Source organism: Halobellus limi, assembly GCF_004799685.1.
Taxonomy (GTDB): Archaea; Halobacteriota; Halobacteria; order Halobacteriales; family Haloferacaceae; genus Haloquadratum; species Haloquadratum limi.
Window position 1 is genome coordinate 1,654,258 of record NZ_CP031311.1, and the last position, 17,426, is coordinate 1,671,683.

Consider the following 17,426-nt stretch of genomic DNA (forward strand, 5'->3'; position numbering starts at 1 on the left):
CGACTGCCCGACCTCAGAGCTGGTCGACGACGGCCGCCGCGACGGCGTCGACGACGTCCTCCCGCGCGCCGGAGAGGAACTCCACGCGGTTCTGTCGGATGCCGACGGCCGTGATCCCTCCTTCAGGGACGGCCTCGCGAGCGTCCGCGGCGGCGGTGCGGACGTCGACGCCCTCGGCGCGGACGAACAGTTCGTCCGTGGAGTAGACGACCGTCGCGGCTCGGTCGTCGTCGGCTCGGCGGTGCAGCGCGTCAGCCAGCAGCGACGTCGGCGGGAAGTCGAAGCGGTGACTGTAGGAGTCGGCGTCGAGGACGGCGACGGAGGCGCCGTCTACCTCGCGCGTCTCGAGGTTCGCTTCGGCGGTCTCGACCTCGTCGTCGAGCTTGATCCGGAACTGCTCGGAGACGTGGCCGGCGAGGCCGCCGTCGTCCTCGAACAAGAGGTCGGTGATGAGTTCGCGCTTGTCCTGATACGACTGGTAGTACGCCTCCAGTGCGACGGCCTGCCGGAGTTCCCGCGTCCGGTCGGCGTCGTAGCCGGCCTCGCTCGCGAGGTCGGCGTACGCCTGCGGCGTGTCCTGCCAGTAGCTCACGGCGGGCAGGTGGGCGAGGTCGTCGCTCGCGTCGGCGTTGACCGCGGCCGCCAGGTTGGCACCGAGTGCGCCCGTCGAGAGGGAAGCAGCGTCGACGTCGGTGAGGCTCGGCGAGACGAGGACGCTCGCCTCGTCGACGACTTCGGTGTCGACCGCCTCGGCGTCGACGACGACCCGAGAGGCCCCGTAGACGCCCAGGAGGCCGAGGCCGTCGAGGGAGTCGGTGGTGCCGCCGACGCCGACGAGGACCACGAGCGGCAGTTTCTCGTCGTGGCGCTCGCTGTCCTGCAGCATCCGCGTCACGTCGTTGGTCGCGGCGTCCATCCCGTAGACGGGGTCGTCGAGCGGTCGCCGGGTGAAGAAGTGGTACTCGGCGTCGGCGCGGGCGTGCTCCTCGCGGATGAGCGGCAGCACCGCGCGCTCGATGGCCGCACCGGCGACGTAGCCGTCGGCGGTGGCGGCGTGGCGGACGACGATCGGACGCGACTGGAGGACGGCGGTCCGGATCGCCTCCGCGGCGTCGGCGAGCTGGTCGGTGACGGCCGCGACCGCCCCGTCGTCGGCGAGCGGCTCGACGGTCTCGGGGCGGGCCTTCTCCGAGAGCGCGTCTTCGAGACGCTCCTCGACCGTGTCAGCTTCCTCGTCGGCGAGCACGGTCAGCTCCTCGGTCTCGACCTGCAGTTCGCCGCGTCGGAGTTCGACCTCGCCGTCGAGTCGGACGAGGTCGCCCTCGTCGACCTCGGGGTACGCGCGGACGCCGGCCTCGACGAACGCCGCGCAGTCGACGACGGCGGTCTCGTCGCGGACCTCGAAGATGGTCGGGCCGCCGGTCTGACGCGCGCCGACGATTTCGCCCTCGATCCGGACGAGTTCGCCGACGCGGTCACCGAGGGAGTCGACCGTGACGCGCTCGGGCGCTTCGGTGTCCGCCGTCGCGTCGGCGTCGTCTTCGGCTTCGTCGCCGGCCTCGGTCTCGTCGCCAGCTCCGGCCTCGTCGAACTCGAAGTCGCTCTCGTTCGCCTCCTCGCTCACAGCGGCGTCCCCGTCGTCGGACGCCGCGTCGGCGGCAGCGGACGCTTCGTCGGCGCCGACATCGGACGTCTCGTCGGTAGCAGCGGACGCTCCGTCGTCCGACTGCTCGGCTTCGGCTCCGTCGGTCGCGGAAGCCGACTGTCCGGAGTCACCGGTGGAGTCGGTGCCGTTGCCGACGCGCGACTTCGTCGAGACGCCCTTCGGCGTCTTCTTGACGGGCGTGGGTCCGTCGTCCGCCGAGCCGTTGTCGATCTCTTCGCCGTCGTCGTCGCCGTCGGGGTCGTGAACGCGCGCCCCGCGGAACTCCGACTCCGACTGTCGGATCGACCAGCCGAGGTCGATGTTGCCGTTGCTTCGGACGTTCTTCACCTGGACGAAGACGGTGTCGCCGGACTCCCAATCGAGGCTCTCGAGGCGACGGTCGAGTTCGCTACGGTGCAGAAGCCCGGTGACCCCGGGCGCGAGATCGACGAAGACGCCGAAATCCGCGAATCCATCGACGGTGCCCTTGTAGTACCGTCCCGGCGTGAGCTGCTTTGGGGAATCTCCCCGGAAATCGAACCAGACGTCCTCGTCGTGCGTAATCCAATCCATTGACAGAGTACAATGTGTCGCGCCTAAAACGATTGTCGAATTCCCGCGCACCGGGTGCGCATCCGTCGCACGGCGTCTTCGGACCCTCAGATCAGTCCGGCCGCCTGGAGAACGGCCTCCCCCGCGTCGAGGCCGCCGAACGCCGACCCGAAGAGCAGCGTCGCGGGGATCGCACCCGCGGCGATGGCGCGGGCGGTGGTGGTGTCGTGTACCTCCCGCAGGCCGACGACGAGCAGCGCGGCCCCGTACAGCGTACAGACGAGACGCAACGACGGAACCGGGAGTCCGGCGGCGACGCACGGAGCCGTGGCGTAGGCGACGACCTGGACCGTCTCGCTCACGCCCGCTCGGTCACGGACGGTGAGTATCAGGATGATCGCCTGGAGCGCGGCCGTCAGGTGCAGCGCCGCGGGCGCGACGACGAGCGCCACGGCCGCGAGCGCGATCGCGGCCGAGACGGTTTCGCCGCCGGCCAGCGCGGGGATCCGCTCCGGGACGAACGCGAACAGCCCGACGGCGTACGCGACGGCGACGGCGACGGCGAAGACCAGCCCCGGAGCCTGATCGCCCGGCGCGACGCCGTTCCGAAAGAACTGCCGCGGGCGGACGAGGACCTCGATCCACGCCCGCAGGAGTCCGCGCGGTCCGCGCTCGCGGCCGCCTTCGGGGTTCTCGACCCAGGTGGTCACGGTGTCTGAATTACTCGCGGCGAAGCGTATGACAGTTCCGGCACCGCGCCTCGTAGGACTCCTCGGCGCCGACGACGATGGTCGGCTCGTCCACGTGGGCGGGTTCGCCCTCGACGAGCCGCTGGTTCCGCGTCGCCGGCTCGCCGCACTGCGAGCAGATCGCCTGCAGTTTGTCGACGTACTCCGCGACGGCCATCAGTTGCGGGAGCGGCTCGAACGGCTCGCCCCTGTAGGTCTGATCGATCCCCGAGACGATGACGCGGCGGCCGTCGTCGGCGAGGCGCTGACAGACGTCGACCAGCCCCGGACCGAAGAAGTTCGCCTCGTCGACGGCGACGACGTCCTCGCCGTTGAGACGCTCGCGGATCTCCCAGATCCCCTCGCCCTCGCTGGGCACGACGGCGGCGTTCCACTGTCGACCGACGTGCGACCCGACGGTCGTCTCCCCGTAGCGGTCGTCGACCGCCGGTTTGAACGCGGCGACCTCCTGCCCGGCGATCTCCGCGCGCCGGAGGCGGCGGAGGACCTCCTCGGTCTTCCCCGAGAACATCGACCCGGTGACGACCTCGATCCAGCCGCTGTTCGTGATGGCGTGCATACGACGTTCGAGCGCGGTCGACGCACAAACCGTTGTCCATTCCGCGGTGGCGAGACCCCGCCGTCCAAGAGCGGAACCGTCGTCGAAAAGCCGATCAGCCGGTCCCGGTCTTACCCGCTCGGGGTGATCCACGCGAGCGTGTCGCCGCGCTCGAACTCGTCGTCCTCCCCTTTGACGATCTCCGCGAGCGTCCCGGCGACCGGCGCGAGCACGTCGACGCTGACCTTCTCGATCTGGATCTCGCAGACGCTCTCTCCCTCTTCGACCGTCGCGCCCTCGCGGACGAACCAGTTGACGACGACCCCCTCGTCGCTGTCGGCCTCGTCGGCCCACTCGTCGGCCGTCACCGGAACGCGGTCGTCGCTTCCGCTCATCGGCTCACTGGGTCCTCCGCACGGCCGCGGCGATGTCGTCGACGTCGGGCACGACCTCGTTCTCCATCGGGCGCGAGTACGGGATCGGCACGTCCGGGAGCGCGACCCGCTCGACCGAATCGAGCGCGGCGAGCGCCTCGTCGGCGACGCTGGCGACGATCTCGCCGGTCACGCCGTAGGAGCGGTAGTCCTCGTCGACGACGACGAGGTTGCCCGTCTTCTCGACCGACTCGACGACGGTGTCGGTGTCGAGCGGGACGAGCGACCGCAGGTCGACGACCTCGGCGTCGATCCCGTCGGCGGCCAGCCCCTCGGCGGCTTCCAGCGCCCGGTGGACGTGCAGGCCGAGCGTGACGATCGTGACGTCGTCGCCGGTGCGCTTGACGTCGGCGCTGCCGAACGGGATCGTGTAGTCCGTCTCGGGGACGGGCGTCTTCGGGCCGTCCGGGGCGGGGAGCCAGCCGATTCCCATCAGGCGCTTGTGGAACATGTAGAGGACCGGGTCGTCGTCGCGGATGGCGTTGTGCATCAGCCCCTTCGCCTCGTAGGCCGTCGAGGGGACGACGATCTTCAGCCCCGGAATATGAGCGAACGTCCCGTAAAGCGTCTGGGAGTGCTGGGCGGCGTCGTTGTAGGTGCCGCCGACGGCGGCGGTCAGCACCATCGGCACGGAGACGTTGCCGCCGCTCATGTAGGTGTTCTTGGCCATCTGGTTGTAGATCTGGTCCATCGCGACGCCGAAGAAGTCGACGAACATCAGTTCCGCGATGGGGCGCATCCCCTCCTGGGCGGCACCCACGGCGGCACCGAGATAGGCCGTCTCGCTGATCGGGACGTCCATCACCCGGTCGTAGCCGAACTCCTCGCGGAGGCCCTCCGTGGAGTCGAAGATGCCGCCGTAGTCGGCGACGTCTTCGCCCATGTAGAACACCTCGTCGTTCTCCCGCATCTCGTGGGCGATGGCCGACACCATCGCTCTGCTCATCGTCAGTTCCCGGGTCTCCGCGCTGTTCTCGGACATCAGTCGTCACCCCCTGCGAACTCGAAGTCGGGTTCGCTGTCCGTCACGCCGCTCGGTGGGTTCACGAATATATCCTCGTGGGCGTCGGACGGGTCCGGTTTCGGCTGCTCTTTGGCCCACTCGATCGCCGCCTCGACGCGCTCGTGCGCCGCCTCGCGGATCTCCTCGATCCTCTCGTCGTCGACGCCGTGGTTCCGGAGGTCACGCTCCAGTCGCTCGATGGAGTCGCGCTCGGCGGCCGCCTCCTGGTCCTCTTCCGGGCGGTACGTCTGGGGATCGCCCATAAAGTGGCCCATCCGGCGGTGCACCTGCACTTCGAGGACCGTCGGGCCGTTGCGGTCGCGGGCGCGGCCGATCGCCTCGCCGGCGACCTCGTAGATCTCGACGGCGTCGTCGGCGTCGACGCGAGCGCCCGGCATCTCGAACCCGTCGGCGCGTTTCGCGCCGTTCTCGACGTCGGTCACGCGCTCTTTGGGCATACTGATCGCCCAGTCGTTGTCCTCGATGACGAACACGACCGGCAGGTCGAAGACCGCCGCGAAGTTCAGCGACTCCAGGAACGCGCCCTGATCGATCGCGCCCTCGCCGAGGTACGCCACGGCGACGCTGTCCTCGTTGCGCTTCTTCGCCGCGAGGCCCGCGCCGGCGGCCGGCGGACAGCCCTCCGCGATGATCCCGCTGCACGCGAAGTGGACCTCGGGATCGAAGAGGTGCATGTGTCCGCCCTTCCCCTTTCCCAGCCCGGTCTGCCGGCCGAAGATTTCGGCCGTCATCCGTTCGAGGTCGACGCCCTTCGCGATCGCGACGTGGTGGGGCCGGTGCGTCGCAGTCACCGTGTCGTCGTCGCGGAGGTGCTGACAGACCCCCGCGGCCGCCGCCTCCTGCCCGGCGGCGAGGTGCAGTTCGCCGGGGATCGGTCCGGCGGAGATGTCGAAGGCGGGCTGTTTGCCCTCGAGGTACTCCTCCTGCAACCGCTCCTCGTAGTGGCGAGCGGTCACTATGTTCTCGTACATCTCGGTTAGGACGGTCCTGCTGACTCCTGGCATAACCGAAACAACAGTTCAGCAGGTATTATAATTAAGGATAGGGGAGGGCGGACCTCTCCGAGGGCCGTCGAACGTCGAGCCCAACCCTCCGGACCGGACGGCGAGCGAGCCCCGGTGGCGTCCTCGCACGACTGCAGTCGTGGGCGTTCTCCCCGACTTCGGGTCAGTCCTCGGTGACCGACCGTGCCGATGGTCGGTCGGCCGGTGCGGGCGGTTCGTGTGTCCCGAACTCCGGGTGCGTCTCCTCCATCCAGACGTACACGACCGCGCCGGAGAGGAACATCAGGAGGGCGGTGAGGTAGAACGCGGCTTCGACGCTCGCGAACTCCATCGAGAGGCCGATCAGGATCGCGCCGACCCCGTAGCCGGAGTCGCGCCACATCCGGTAGACGCCCATCCCGGTCGCGCGCCACGTCGGATGGGCCGCGTCGCCCGGGACCGTCATCAGGTTCGGATAGAGCAGCGCCATTCCGAGGCCGGACACACCGGAGAGCACGGCCCACGGGAGGTACCCGTCGACGAGGACCATCCCGAGGACGCTCCCGGCGGTGAGGAACATTCCCGCGACGACGGGCGGCCGGCGCCCGATGCGGTCCGCGAGGCCGCCGGTCGCGACCTGGAGGAAGTACATCGCGCTGTGAACGCCGACAATGAACCCGACCGCGGCGATCCCGAGCCCCCGACTCGTGAGATACAGCGGGACGGCCAGCCAGTACAGCGTGTCGACGAACTTCTCGATGTGACCGGCCTGCGCCGCGGCGAACAGGGTCCGGTCCCCGTACGTCGCGCGCTTCAGCACCTCGACGAACGGCAGGTTCGCGTCGTGGTGGTCCTCGTCGTCGACCTCCACTCTGGCGTACTGGACCGTCTCCTCGATCAGGAAGATCGAGACGAGGAACGCCAGCACGACGACGACGGCGAGGAAGTAGAACGGCTCGGGTCGGAGGCTCCACCGGCCGGCGATGACGCCTGTGACCCAGGCGCCGACCGCGACCCCCGAGTAGCCGAACGCCTCGTCGATCCCGACCGCGAGGCCGCGTTGGTCGGGACCCGCGAGGTCGATCTTGGCGTTGATCGCCATACTCCAGGTCAGTGCCTGGTTGATTCCCAACAGCACGTTGCCGACGGTGATCCAGCCCCAACTCGGCGCGAAGATGAGGATGACCGGGAGCGGGAGCGCCGTCGCCCAGCCGAGGACGAGCACCGGCTTGCGGCCGTACTCGCCGCCCCACTTGCCGGCGTAGAGGTTGAGAAGCGCCTTGACGAACCCGAACGAGACGACGAACGAGCCGATGACGAACAGCGATTCGACGCCGAGGACGTCGCGCCCGAGGACGGGGACGACGGCGCGTTCGGAGCCGATGGTCAGTCCGGTCGCGAACACTAAGAGGACGTGCAGCGCGAACTGGCCCTTGTGTTCGCGGATTCCCTGTTTGAGTTCCGTTGTCGTGCTCATCGATCACTCGGCCGCGCAGTTGTTCGGGCCCAGTTCCAACTCGGCCAGTTCGTCGTCGGGGACGTCTTCCCGCCCGACGTTCGTGCGCTTGACGCGCTCGAAGTTCGGCGGATGGTCCGGAACGTCCGAGGCGAGCGTCTCGATGAACTCCTCGCGGTCCCGACTGAGGTCCTCGTTCCGCTCTCTGACTTCGCCGAGGGTCGCGCTCACCGGCGGTTCGGGCGAGCCGGGGTCGTGGGACGGTAACACGAGGGCGTCGTCCGGCCGGTCCAGCAACCGCCGGAGGCTCTCATAGAGCGTCGCCGCGTTCCCCTCGACGTCGGCGTCTTCGATCCCCGCTTCGACGCCGAGCTCGACGCGTCCCACGCTCTCGTGAAAGAGCGTATCGCCCGTGAGCAGCGCCGCGCCGTCGACGTCGAACGAGACGCTGCCCTCGCTGTGCCCGGGCGTGTGGACGACGTCGACGTCGAGGCCGCCGACAGTCACCGTCTGTCCGTCTTCGACGGGTGTCGCGTCCATCGCGAGCGCGTCCCTCGGGTGAAGGTAGTACGGGACGCCGTGTCCGGCAGCCAGTTCCGCACCGCCCGAGACGTGGTCGGCGTGGGCGTGCGTGTCGAAGACGCCGACGAGTTCGGCGTCGCGCTCCTCGAGGATCGCCTCGTACTCGTCGAGATAGTGCGACGGATCGAAGACGGCGGCCTCGCCCTCGGAGACGAGGACGTGTGAGAGACAGCCCTTTCCGGGTCGCGCGACCTGGACGATGGCGCTGTCGCCATCGAGTTCGGCCGGCACCTCCGCGTGCCGGTGGACGCGGCTCCAGCCGTTCATTCCGTCGGTGAGCGTCACCGCGTCGTACCCCAACTCTCCGAGAACTTCTGTCGCGGTTTGAGCGACGACGCCTGCGGCACAGACCGTGACGATCCGCTCCTCACGGGGGAGGTCCGACAGGGCTTCCTTGGCCCGTTCGGGGTCGTCGGTTAGTTCGTCGTAGACGTCGACGTTGATGCTGTCCGGGATGTGCCAGTCCTCGAACTCCGCTTCGTGGCGAACGTCGAGAACGAGCGGCCCGTCGTCACCGTCGCGCAATTGTTCTCCGAGTTCGTCCGGCGTTATCTCCTGCATCGGTGTTCCCGGATAGCGGACGTACCCGCTTATAGGCCCTGCCGGACATGACCGGTACCGTTAATTCTGAACAGACCGAAGTCGCTCGTATGAGTCTCTACGAGGCCTCGATCCGGGTCAAACACGAGTGTCCCTACCGGGAGATCTCGGAACGACACCCGGACTTGACGATCCGCGAGTGGCCGCTGAGCGACTGCCAGGTGCTCGAGATCACCTCCGAGACGACGCCGACCGAGGAGCTGCTCGAAGAGATCAATCACCTGGGGACCGTTCTGCACGAATCGGAGGACGACGACGGGTATCACGTCGTCACGCAGTCGTGTCTCTGTTCGCTCGAAGAGTCCGTTATCGACCGCTTCGAGGAGCACAACTGTCTGTACCAGTCGCCGACCATCTACCGCCAGGGTTGGGAGCACTACACGGTCGTCGCGTTCGACGGTGAGGACATCCGGGAGCTGCTGGGCGACCTGCGGGCTGACAGGGAGATCGAGCTGCTGTCGAAAACCTCGATCTCGGAGACGCAGGTCCCCCACAGTATGCTGGCACCGGCCAATCAGCTGTTCGAGAACCTCACCGACCGGCAGCTCGCAGCGCTCCAGTTGGCGCTGGAGAGCGGCTACTACGAGCGGCCCCGGAAGACGTCGCTGCGGGAACTGGCCGGGAAGACGGCCGTCGCTCGCTCGACGTACGAAGAGCACCTCCGGAAGGCGGAGAACAAACTCCTCACGAACGCGGGACAGTTCCTGCGGCTGGTCACTGCGACCTCGACGTCTGACCCGTTGCGAGTAGAAGAGACGCGACAGGCCGAACGGGCGGCCGACTAGACAGCCGCCGATGTCGATAGCGACGGCGGACGAGCGAGTCACGACCCGAGACGGAGGTACGAACACTGTATGAGCGACGTCGACAGTTTCGTTCGGTTCTGTGAGAGCGAGTTCGGGACGGCGGTCCTGGACCGTGAGGCCGCGTACGTGAAACGGCACCTCTCTACCGACGACCGAACTCTCGACGTTGGATGCGGCATCGGCTCGCTGGAGGAGCGCTTTCCCGATCGCGAAATGATCGGGGTCGACCGCTCGGAGACGATGATCCGAACGGCGCGGAACCGAGTTTCTGCACCGTTCGTTCTCGGCGATGCGACCGCGCTCCCCATCGCGACGGCGTCGGTCGATGCCATCGTCTTCGTCTCGACGCTCGAGTTCATCCCCGACATCGGCGCCGTACTCGCGGAAGCGACTCGCGTCCTCGACTCCGACGGAACCCTCGTCGCGCTCGTGTTGAACACGCGCTCGGAGTACGTTCGATCGAATCTTCAGCGGGAGGGATCGTACTTCCAGCGGATGGTCCACCGGGATTCCGCGGCGGTGGCGGACACGATTCTGGAATACGTCGAGGGAAAACAGGAGTTCTTCTTGGGTATCTCCGACGAGCGGGTCTTCGAGAGCACAGACCCGTCGAAAGCCGCGATCTCGGCGGTGGTCGGGACTCCGATTGCGTGACCACGATGTCCTTGCCCGGGTTCTGTGAGCACGAACTGTCCGACTGCCCCGTCCGGTCCGGACCCGCCTCCGCTTTTCGAGGCGGAGGAGTTCGACGAACCCTCCGTATTCAGCCCGGAAACGCCGCCTGAGAACACCCGGCGGCAAAAGAACCCCTCGGCGACGCCCGCGATCTCTCGATGGTCGACGACTGAACCTGATCGAATCCGCCTTTGACCCGACAGAAAGCCTGTGAAACAACGACGGTCACGACGACCGCCGACAGCGAAACCAGATCCGTTCGAGGGGATGGACCGAGCTACCGAACCCGAGACCGCGCCGCTGTCCGAACGTCCGCGTCCTCCGTCGCGTGCTCGATCACGAACCGCAGCCACTCGTCCAGCTGATCGATCCCGGGCAGTGTCTCCGCCTCGCTGCTCGCGATCAATGCGGTGCCCCGATAGACGCGCGCCGGTTCCAGTCGGCCGCTCTCCGGATCGAGACGCAGCGCGACGCGGAACCCGTCGGATTCGGTCCCGACGTCCAGAGCGAAGGAGCGGCTGTCCCGGACGAGATCGACGGCGACCCGCCGGGGCGTCGTCTCATCGAGATCGAAGCCGTGCGCCGTGAGGTCGAGGACGAACTGCGCTCTCGGTTCGAGCGAACCGTCGTGGGTGCTACGAGACATAGAGCCGACTACGAGGCATCCGGATAAACCGCTGTGGGGGTCGTGAACGAAAGCGGATCGGAGTTCGAAGTTTCCCGATGAGAGAAAAATTGGTTTTTTGGAGGAAAGCATTTTGTCCCTGGGAAGTCTCTCAGCCCGTATGACCGATACCGGAGCCCCCAAGACTCGCTGGCAGGGAGACGTCAACGAGGCCGCCGTCGAGGACTGGAAAGCCGATACGACGACGTTCGAGCGCGTTCGCCAGATCATCGACGTGACCACGGAGCCCCAGACCGCGAGCCAGATCGCCGAGCGGGCCCGGGTGAGCGAGCCGACCGCGCGCAAACACCTCTCCGCCCTCGCCGAGACCGGCCGGGTGAAAACCTTCACCTCCGACGCCGGAACGCGGTATATGCGAGCCCCGCAGATGCTGGCGATGCGCCGTATCGCCGACATCCACCGGGAACACACGAAGGCCGAGATCCGAGAGGCGATTCGCGACCTGAAAGCGGAGCTCCAGGAGTTCCGCGAGCGGTACGACGTCGCCGACGTCGACGAGCTCACGCTCGATCTCGAACCGGGCGAGGACGGCTGGGAGGACGTCGCCCGCTGGCAACAGGTCGAGCAGAGCCTCGATATCGCGCAGGCGGCGCTGTCTCTCTACGACTTCGACCCGGACGATAGCCGCTCGGCGGCCGCCCGGACGTCAGAGACGGGATCCACCGTCGAAGAGCGGGGCGCACTGGGCGGCGATTCGACCCAGTCGACCGCGTAGATGGCTCCTGAAACGGACATCGAGGGGAACGTCGGACCGTTAGACGACGTCGCACTGGAACAGATTCGAGAGGTGTTCCGCAGCGTCGACGGCCTCGTCGACGACGCCGGCTTCGACAGCCGACTGGATCCCACGACTCTGGAGATACGGTTTGCCGACGGGATCGGAGACGCCGACTGGTGTCGATTCGACGTCCGGTGGTTCCAGCGGGGCTACTACAGCTTCCACTACACGGACGAACGGGGAGTGAACTTCCGGTTCGACTACCACCCGAAACCGAACGCTCCGGACAAGCACTTCCACGCACCGCCTGAGGCTCGTTCGAGCGATCCCGAGCCGTCCTGCATCGTCGCCACTGAACCGACGGTCGTTGCGCGAGCGGTGCATAGCCTCTGGCGTCGCGCGTACGAGACGGGCTCGCTCACGCTTTTGAACGAGGCCGAAAACCCACCGTAGCGGATCGGAAGGAACTGAAGGGATATAGAACAAAACAGCAACAGTACCCGACGACCTACGGCTTCGCCGCCTGGTACCTCGAACCCCGCGTCGAGCCCTGCTGCTCGATCAATCCGTAACGTTCCAGCGAGTCCAGATACCGCCGCCGCGTCGGTCGGGACTTCGGCGACGACGCTTGTTCCTCGTACTTGCGATGCAGTTCACTCGCTCCGATCTCGCCGGCCTCCGAGACGATCTCGTAGAGGAGTCGCTGGTGCGTCGAGAGCAACTCGACGTTCCGGTCGTGGACCTCCGTGGTCGCGGAGTCGCTGACGGCCTCGACGAGGCCCGGGCTGAGGTGATCGAGTCCTTCTTGCTCCGCTCGCTCCGCAGCCCAGCGGAGCAGCGCGATCGCCACTCGGGCGTCGCCGGCGGCGAGATCGGCGATCGTCCCGCACGTGCCTTCGTCCAGCACTCCCGGGGCGAGTCCGGCCTCCGCTCGTCCCGTGACGATGTCGACGATCTGCTCGTCGTGGTATTTCTTCAGCCGGACCGACGTCGCGGCACGAACGCGCGATTGAACGCGCATATCGACGTTCGAGAGGAATGCGTCCTCGTCGATGCAGATCATCGCGAGCGTCACGTTCGGCTGATCGTACAGCGACAGCAGTGGTCCGTAGTCGTCGAGGACGTCGATCTCGTCGAGGATGAAGACGAGCTGGTAGTCGGAGTCGCGAATCCGGTCGAAATACCGGCTCCGCGGCGTCGATTCACGGCTGAGATCCCGACCGATTCGAGCGTCCCGGAGTAGCGTGTGCAAGACGCCCGTGGAGGTGTTCGCCGAGAGGCAGTTCACGTAGCCGATCCGGATGTCGAGCGTCTGGCGTTCGAGCTGCTGGCAGACGTACTTCGCGAGCGTCGTCTTCCCAGCTCCCGATGGCCCGGTGATCAGCGTGTGTTCGCCGCTAAGATTATCCTCGATCGGCCGGAGACAGGACGAAATGAGGTCGATCTCGTTGTTCCGATGCTGGAGTTCTTGGGGAACGAACTCGTCGCGGAGCGCACGGGCGTCACGGATCATCACTTCCCGCTACTGGATTCGTCGACTTGTAGGCGAGCCGTCCGGAGTGAAAGTAATCGAACCACCGTGAACGAGTTCGGTTCGTGTTGAATCGGTCGGTTCAGCGTTCGAAAGCAGAAACTGGAGAATAGCGTCGCGGGGACGAAATCACTCGCCGCCGTCGGGGACGGCTTCGCCGGCGTCGCCGCCGAGATCGCGGAAGTACCGTTCGGAGTGATAGTCGTCCGGCTCGCCGCCGAGGTCCTCGGCGAGATCCTCACGGACTTCCTCGCGGAGTTCCTGGATCTGCTCTTTCGCCTCGGCGATCTCGGCGTCGGTCATCGGTTGCTGATCCCGTGCCATTGTTCAAATCTCTCGGTAAATCGTTGGAGGTTCTTGGCTAAATGGTCTTCGGCGTGATCGAGAGCGACGGCGGGCGGGAGCGGCGGCGTGACGAACTCGCTCCGGAACTTCCTGCCGTCGCGGTAGATATCGATGTGGAGGCCTTCCTCGGCGACGTCGTGGCCGAAGTCGCTCTCGGGGTCGTGATCGTAGCGAACGACCGTCTGCCACTCGCCGTCGTGGAAATACTCCAGTTGCACGACGAAGCGTGTGACGTCGCCGCTGTCGGTGTCCCTGCAGATCCGCTCCCGAAGCGGACCTGGGAGGTCGCGCTCGTACACCCGGTCGTAGTCTCTGGGTTCGTCGTCTGTCACGTATCCGAACCACCGATTTCGAGAACTGTATGATGTTCGATCGGGAGTTCCCTGGCGTCGAGGATCTCGGCGATCTCCGATGCCGTGAGCGACCCACGGTTGTCGGCAGCGCGGAGCAGCTCCTCGATCTTCCCGTTCCCGTAGCCGGCGACGTCGCCGCGCATTCGGCAGTAGTACCGCGCGGCGTCGTCGAGGGCCTTCGACTTGGCGTTCTCGCCGGTCGCTTCGAGGAGGTTCTCCCAGAGACGCTGTCGTTCGTCGGCGGATTCGATTCTCATTTCTTGCACAACCCCCTCGAATCGGCGTCGATCTCGACCGACTGAGCACCGCGCTCGATGGGCTTTTTTATAAACTCACGTGAGAAACGCGTGACGCCGAATGCCAGAGGCACTCCTTCCCCGCTGACTTTCGCCCAAGCCGAGTCGATCCGCTTGTGCAATTCGTGGGATCGGTTTTCGTCGACGTGTGACCGGCAGCGATTTTCACCGATTCGATTGCCGGCCGAGGAGCTGTTTCTGTTCATATGGGATGGGTCGCTCATCGGCCTCTCCGAGCGGGACGTTCGCGATGTGGTCAAATGCACGGCCGAGCGCGGCCGAACAGACGGGTGACGAGGATTTCCGCCACGTCAGTCCGCACGATCTCCGGCGACGATTCGCCCAGCGGCTCCTCGTCGACGAGCAGGTGAACCCGCGAGTGGTGATGCAGGCCGACGGGTGGGGGTGGGACTCGTTCCAGGCGATCGAGCCGTATCTGAGCGCGCCGACGCCCGACGTCGTCGAAGAAGTCTCGGGTGAACGTCAGTGGTCGTCAGTGAGCCGGAACGCGCCCTTGATCTCGACGAGCGGCAGGGGTCGGGATAACGGACGGACTGGCCAGCACCGGAGCCCTTCTGGAACCGGGCGCGGCTGTCGCAGACGAGACAGCGGTGGATCTGACTGTCCCCGTCGCCGAAGGTCCCGGCGAAGTCCCGGCTAACGTGGGCTCCACAATGGCGACACGGAGATGGATCCTCTGCAGAACTCCTCGTGAGATCCATCATCGACTACCACCCCGAGTTTTCGAAACCGATCGCCCGACGGCGCGGGCCCGCGTATCGTGACGGGATTGGCTCCGCTGAGAGCGCCACTCTCGAATCTCTGGAACGATCGAAACCGTGGAGAAGAGCCCCTACGAACGGATTCGGGTTAGTGTCGATTCGCGTTGTTAGACTATGGGCGCTGCAGGTTGGACCGTGCTACTCGTTCGCACGCTCACTCGTAGCCCGACCCGCAGCTCCGAACCCTCGCAGGCTCGGGATTCGTCGCGATTTGAACCCGCATAGCGAAGCCGGTGGGCATCTGCGAGCGATCAAACGCGCGCCCTGTTCTCTGCTCGTTGCCATTCGATGACCAGACCATGGTAACACAGAACACACTCGAACCCCTCGAACCATCAGACGCAGTCGAATTGTATCTGAACAACCGGGAAACCGATGGAGCGGCCGCCGGCACAGTCCGTGCTCACCGCCACCGCCTAAACCACTTCCTCGACTGGTGCGACGAACAGGAACTCGACAACCTCAACGACATCACTGGTCGAGATCTTCGCTCGTTCAAAGTTTGGCGAACCAAGAGGAGCAAGGCAGGCTCTCTCGCAAGGTCGACTCTGAAGAACAATATGGACACGCTACGCAAATTCATGCGATTCTGCGAGAGTATCGAAGGTGTCCCCAGAGACACTCATATGGCGGTCACGAGTCCAACCCTCTCCGAAGACGACGCCAACCACGACGTAGTGCCCTACGAGACCCAAGAGAAGATTCTGGAGCGACTCAACCGCTTTCAGTTTGCGAGCTTCGAGCACGTGTTCGCACACCTGCTTCACGAATGCGGATTCCGCGTCGGTGCCGTTCGTAGCCTCGACCTGAAGGACTTCCAGCCAGAACCAATGGACCTACCTGACGGAACACGTGTTGGCCCACACATCGAGACCCACCACCGGCCGAAGACTGACACCCCACTGAAGAACGGAAAAGACTCCGAGCGACTGGTCGCTCTCAAAGACCACAGCGTCGAGATTCTCAACGACTACATCGAGTACCAGCGCCCCGATGTCGAAGATGAGTATGGCCGCAAACCCCTCGTGGTAAAGCCACGAGCAAGCAAGCGTTCATCGACACAGACGCTACGAGACATCAGCTACGCGCTCACACGACCGTGTGAATATGGGGAAGAGTGTCCGCACGACTTGGAACCGGATAACTGCGAATCCGCTCGGATGGTCAACTTCGCTTATGGATGTCCGTCGAGTATGTCCCCCCATCCGTGGCGGCGAGCGGTGATGACGCACTGGCGAGCGAACGACGTACCAATTGACGTTGTCGCGGATCGGTTCGACGTGAGTCCGAGTGTGATCGAGAAGCACTACGACGAACGGACGAAGCAAGGAAAAATGGAGCAACGCCGGAGGTACTACGACGACCTATAGGGGTTGGCACGAAGGTTCCGAACAGGCGAACAGCATCCATCCCTCATTATTTTCGCCCTCTTGATGTCCTCAGTAACCAACAGTTCTTGCGGAGATTGAAAGAGGCAGGGACATATTCAGAGGTAGAGTACCTCAATCAGAGAGTTAAGAGCCAATAGGCACCGGACTACCAATTTGGATAGTAGATTCGCATCCACGGGTCACCCCTGTTCGACGCCTCAGGGATGTGGGTTAGTGATCCATTTCGAGCGGCGACTGCAAGCGCACAAGCGTCAAGAATATCGTCACGACCGACGTGTTTCCTGAGGAACCGATCCATTGAATCATCATACACACCCTCTGCGTCAGCAAGCTCCGATTCGAGAATGGCCAGTCGTTTCTCTCGCCCCCGCTCGCTCTTCTTGCTATACGCGACCGGATTCCCATCGTTCAGAGCATAAAAACAGAGTTCCGGGTGACTCTCTCGGAGTGTGGTTTCCGCTCTCTCATCTTGCCGTACTACCGTGTCTACTTGCTCAATCTTCTCGCGGAGGTGCCACGCCTGCTGAGAGAGCCCTTTCCCAGCTAGTTCTCGGTACGTCGCGTTCGCTTCGTCGTAATCCGCCACGTTGAGGAGTGGCCGACAGAGCGTATCGAAAACCGAACTGCCACGACACCCGAGAAGCGTCCGCGCTTCCTCATCACATACCCGGGTCCCCTCATCAGGCAGGCCGATCGGGATGTCGATGAGGATTCGATCCGCGTTCGCATGCGTGGCCCAGAGCGCGTCGAAGGTGGGATAACATTCTGTATCGATATCGTCATCCACCACGATTGTCGCAAACCAACCGCCCGAACAGGCGTCGACGCCAAGATGAGTTACCATAGGCCACAACATCTTCCTGTCGTAATAAGATTATTTAGGCGGCTACATTTTCAAAACGAAGGCATCTTTTCCCATACCTGAGGGCACGCCATATCCGGGCGTTCCGCCAAGGTAGTCAACCAAATGGTTGAGCACCTCCTCCGGGACTCAAACTCGTACAAGTTCGAATCCACGTAGTTATCCCCAGATATCCGGCCCCCGTCCTCCGCTTCGAGCCACCAACAGCAATATCGTCACGACAACTACGGTGGCATACGTGATTGCGAACCACGTATTGGTCGGTGGTTGCTCGTTAAAGTACGCGAGGATAGCTTGACCAACAGCGGTTGCAGCTAAGAATCCCGTCGCAACTGTGAGTACGATATTTATTTGCCGACTCTCTGCACGCCACTGGTCTTCCTTCTCTGTCCGTCGTAATTCGTGTGCTACTCTGAAGC

At 65.0% G+C, this 17,426-nt stretch carries 19 protein-coding genes and 2 pseudogenes; 6 read left to right on the forward strand and 15 right to left on the reverse strand.

Annotated features, from left to right (window positions below):
- Nucleotides 1-13 precede the first annotated feature (13 nt).
- The 8 genes from DV707_RS08215 to DV707_RS08250 form a co-directional block, all read right to left on the reverse strand.
- A complete protein-coding gene (locus DV707_RS08215) occupies nt 14-2,218 on the reverse strand; it encodes a DHH family phosphoesterase (RefSeq protein WP_103992090.1) in 2,205 nt (734 codons plus the stop codon).
- An 86-nt stretch (nt 2,219-2,304) separates the two neighbouring features.
- Nucleotides 2,305-2,907 (reverse strand): YIP1 family protein, encoded by a 603-nt coding sequence (locus DV707_RS08220; protein WP_103992091.1) that lies wholly within the window; start codon nt 2,905-2,907, stop codon nt 2,305-2,307.
- Between the two features lie 10 nt (nt 2,908-2,917).
- A complete protein-coding gene (locus DV707_RS08225; RefSeq protein ID WP_103992092.1) occupies nt 2,918-3,505 on the reverse strand; it encodes a thymidine kinase in 588 nt (195 codons plus the stop codon).
- Between the two features lie 110 nt (nt 3,506-3,615).
- Nucleotides 3,616-3,879 carry a lipoyl domain-containing protein gene (locus DV707_RS08230; RefSeq protein ID WP_103992093.1) on the reverse strand — a complete coding sequence of 88 codons (264 nt, stop codon included), beginning with the start codon at nt 3,877-3,879 and terminating at the stop codon, nt 3,616-3,618.
- Between the two features lie 4 nt (nt 3,880-3,883).
- Nucleotides 3,884-4,900, reverse strand: coding sequence for an alpha-ketoacid dehydrogenase subunit beta (locus DV707_RS08235; protein WP_103992094.1), 1,017 nt, complete (start codon nt 4,898-4,900; stop codon nt 3,884-3,886).
- Nucleotides 4,900-5,913: a thiamine pyrophosphate-dependent dehydrogenase E1 component subunit alpha gene (locus tag DV707_RS08240; RefSeq protein ID WP_103992095.1), complete on the reverse strand. Its 1,014-nt coding sequence runs from the start codon at nt 5,911-5,913 to the stop codon at nt 4,900-4,902. The genes DV707_RS08235 and DV707_RS08240 overlap by 1 nt, the downstream gene beginning before the upstream one ends.
- 196 nt (nt 5,914-6,109) lie before the next feature.
- The gene (locus tag DV707_RS08245) at nt 6,110-7,402 is read right to left on the reverse strand and encodes an MFS transporter (RefSeq protein ID WP_103992096.1); all 1,293 of its coding nucleotides are present in this window, start codon (nt 7,400-7,402) and stop codon (nt 6,110-6,112) included.
- Nucleotides 7,403-7,405: 3 nt separating this feature from the next.
- Entirely contained in the window at nt 7,406-8,524 is a 1,119-nt protein-coding gene (locus tag DV707_RS08250; RefSeq protein WP_103992097.1) for an MBL fold metallo-hydrolase, read from the reverse strand.
- 89 nt (nt 8,525-8,613) lie between these two features.
- Here DV707_RS08250 and DV707_RS08255 point away from each other — a divergent pair, with 89 nt between their 5' ends.
- Both DV707_RS08255 and DV707_RS08260 read left to right on the forward strand, forming a co-directional pair.
- Nucleotides 8,614-9,348, forward strand: coding sequence for a helix-turn-helix domain-containing protein (locus tag DV707_RS08255; RefSeq protein ID WP_103992098.1), 735 nt, complete (start codon nt 8,614-8,616; stop codon nt 9,346-9,348).
- Between the two features lie 69 nt (nt 9,349-9,417).
- Nucleotides 9,418-10,023 carry a class I SAM-dependent methyltransferase gene (locus DV707_RS08260; RefSeq protein WP_103992099.1) on the forward strand — a complete coding sequence of 202 codons (606 nt, stop codon included), beginning with the start codon at nt 9,418-9,420 and terminating at the stop codon, nt 10,021-10,023.
- A gap of 298 nt (nt 10,024-10,321) precedes the next feature.
- On the opposite strand, the gene DV707_RS08265 is transcribed toward DV707_RS08260, so the two are convergent.
- Nucleotides 10,322-10,690 (reverse strand): hypothetical protein, encoded by a 369-nt coding sequence (locus DV707_RS08265; protein ID WP_103992100.1) that lies wholly within the window; start codon nt 10,688-10,690, stop codon nt 10,322-10,324.
- A gap of 139 nt (nt 10,691-10,829) precedes the next feature.
- Here DV707_RS08265 and DV707_RS08270 point away from each other — a divergent pair, with 139 nt between their 5' ends.
- Together DV707_RS08270 and DV707_RS08275 are read left to right on the forward strand one after the other, a co-directional pair.
- A complete protein-coding gene (locus tag DV707_RS08270) occupies nt 10,830-11,444 on the forward strand; it encodes a winged helix-turn-helix domain-containing protein (protein ID WP_136361830.1) in 615 nt (204 codons plus the stop codon).
- Nucleotides 11,445-11,900 (forward strand): hypothetical protein, encoded by a 456-nt coding sequence (locus DV707_RS08275; protein WP_103992101.1) that lies wholly within the window; start codon nt 11,445-11,447, stop codon nt 11,898-11,900.
- Nucleotides 11,901-11,955: 55 nt separating this feature from the next.
- Here DV707_RS08275 and DV707_RS08280 read toward each other — a convergent pair whose 3' ends face one another.
- The 4 genes from DV707_RS08280 to DV707_RS08295 all read right to left on the reverse strand — a co-directional run bounded on the left by DV707_RS08280 (nt 11,956) and on the right by DV707_RS08295 (nt 13,933).
- Entirely contained in the window at nt 11,956-12,960 is a 1,005-nt protein-coding gene (locus DV707_RS08280; protein ID WP_103992102.1) for a Cdc6/Cdc18 family protein, read from the reverse strand.
- Between the two features lie 147 nt (nt 12,961-13,107).
- A complete protein-coding gene (locus tag DV707_RS08285) occupies nt 13,108-13,281 on the reverse strand; it encodes a hypothetical protein (RefSeq protein ID WP_200820902.1) in 174 nt (57 codons plus the stop codon).
- On the reverse strand, nt 13,278-13,655 hold the full coding sequence (locus tag DV707_RS08290) for a DUF7718 family protein (RefSeq protein ID WP_200820903.1): 378 nt from the start codon (nt 13,653-13,655) through the stop codon (nt 13,278-13,280). The genes DV707_RS08285 and DV707_RS08290 overlap by 4 nt, the downstream gene beginning before the upstream one ends.
- On the reverse strand, nt 13,652-13,933 hold the full coding sequence (locus tag DV707_RS08295; RefSeq protein ID WP_103992104.1) for a hypothetical protein: 282 nt from the start codon (nt 13,931-13,933) through the stop codon (nt 13,652-13,654). The genes DV707_RS08290 and DV707_RS08295 overlap by 4 nt, the downstream gene beginning before the upstream one ends.
- Nucleotides 13,934-14,191: 258 nt before the next feature.
- Between DV707_RS08295 and DV707_RS19315 the strand changes: the two are divergent.
- Nucleotides 14,192-14,453 (forward strand): annotated as a pseudogene (locus DV707_RS19315) (site-specific integrase); the annotation flags it as partial.
- A 148-nt stretch (nt 14,454-14,601) separates the two neighbouring features.
- Here the strand turns inward: DV707_RS19315 and DV707_RS19395 are convergent.
- Nucleotides 14,602-14,697: pseudogene (locus DV707_RS19395) on the reverse strand (DUF7563 family protein); the annotation flags it as partial.
- Nucleotides 14,698-15,053: 356 nt separating this feature from the next.
- Between DV707_RS19395 and DV707_RS08310 the strand changes: the two are divergent.
- A complete protein-coding gene (locus DV707_RS08310; protein ID WP_103992105.1) occupies nt 15,054-16,124 on the forward strand; it encodes a tyrosine-type recombinase/integrase in 1,071 nt (356 codons plus the stop codon).
- A 166-nt stretch (nt 16,125-16,290) separates the two neighbouring features.
- Here DV707_RS08310 and DV707_RS08315 read toward each other — a convergent pair whose 3' ends face one another.
- Entirely contained in the window at nt 16,291-16,989 is a 699-nt protein-coding gene (locus tag DV707_RS08315) for a DUF429 domain-containing protein (RefSeq protein ID WP_160113935.1), read from the reverse strand.
- Between the last annotated feature and the right edge of the window lie 437 nt (nt 16,990-17,426).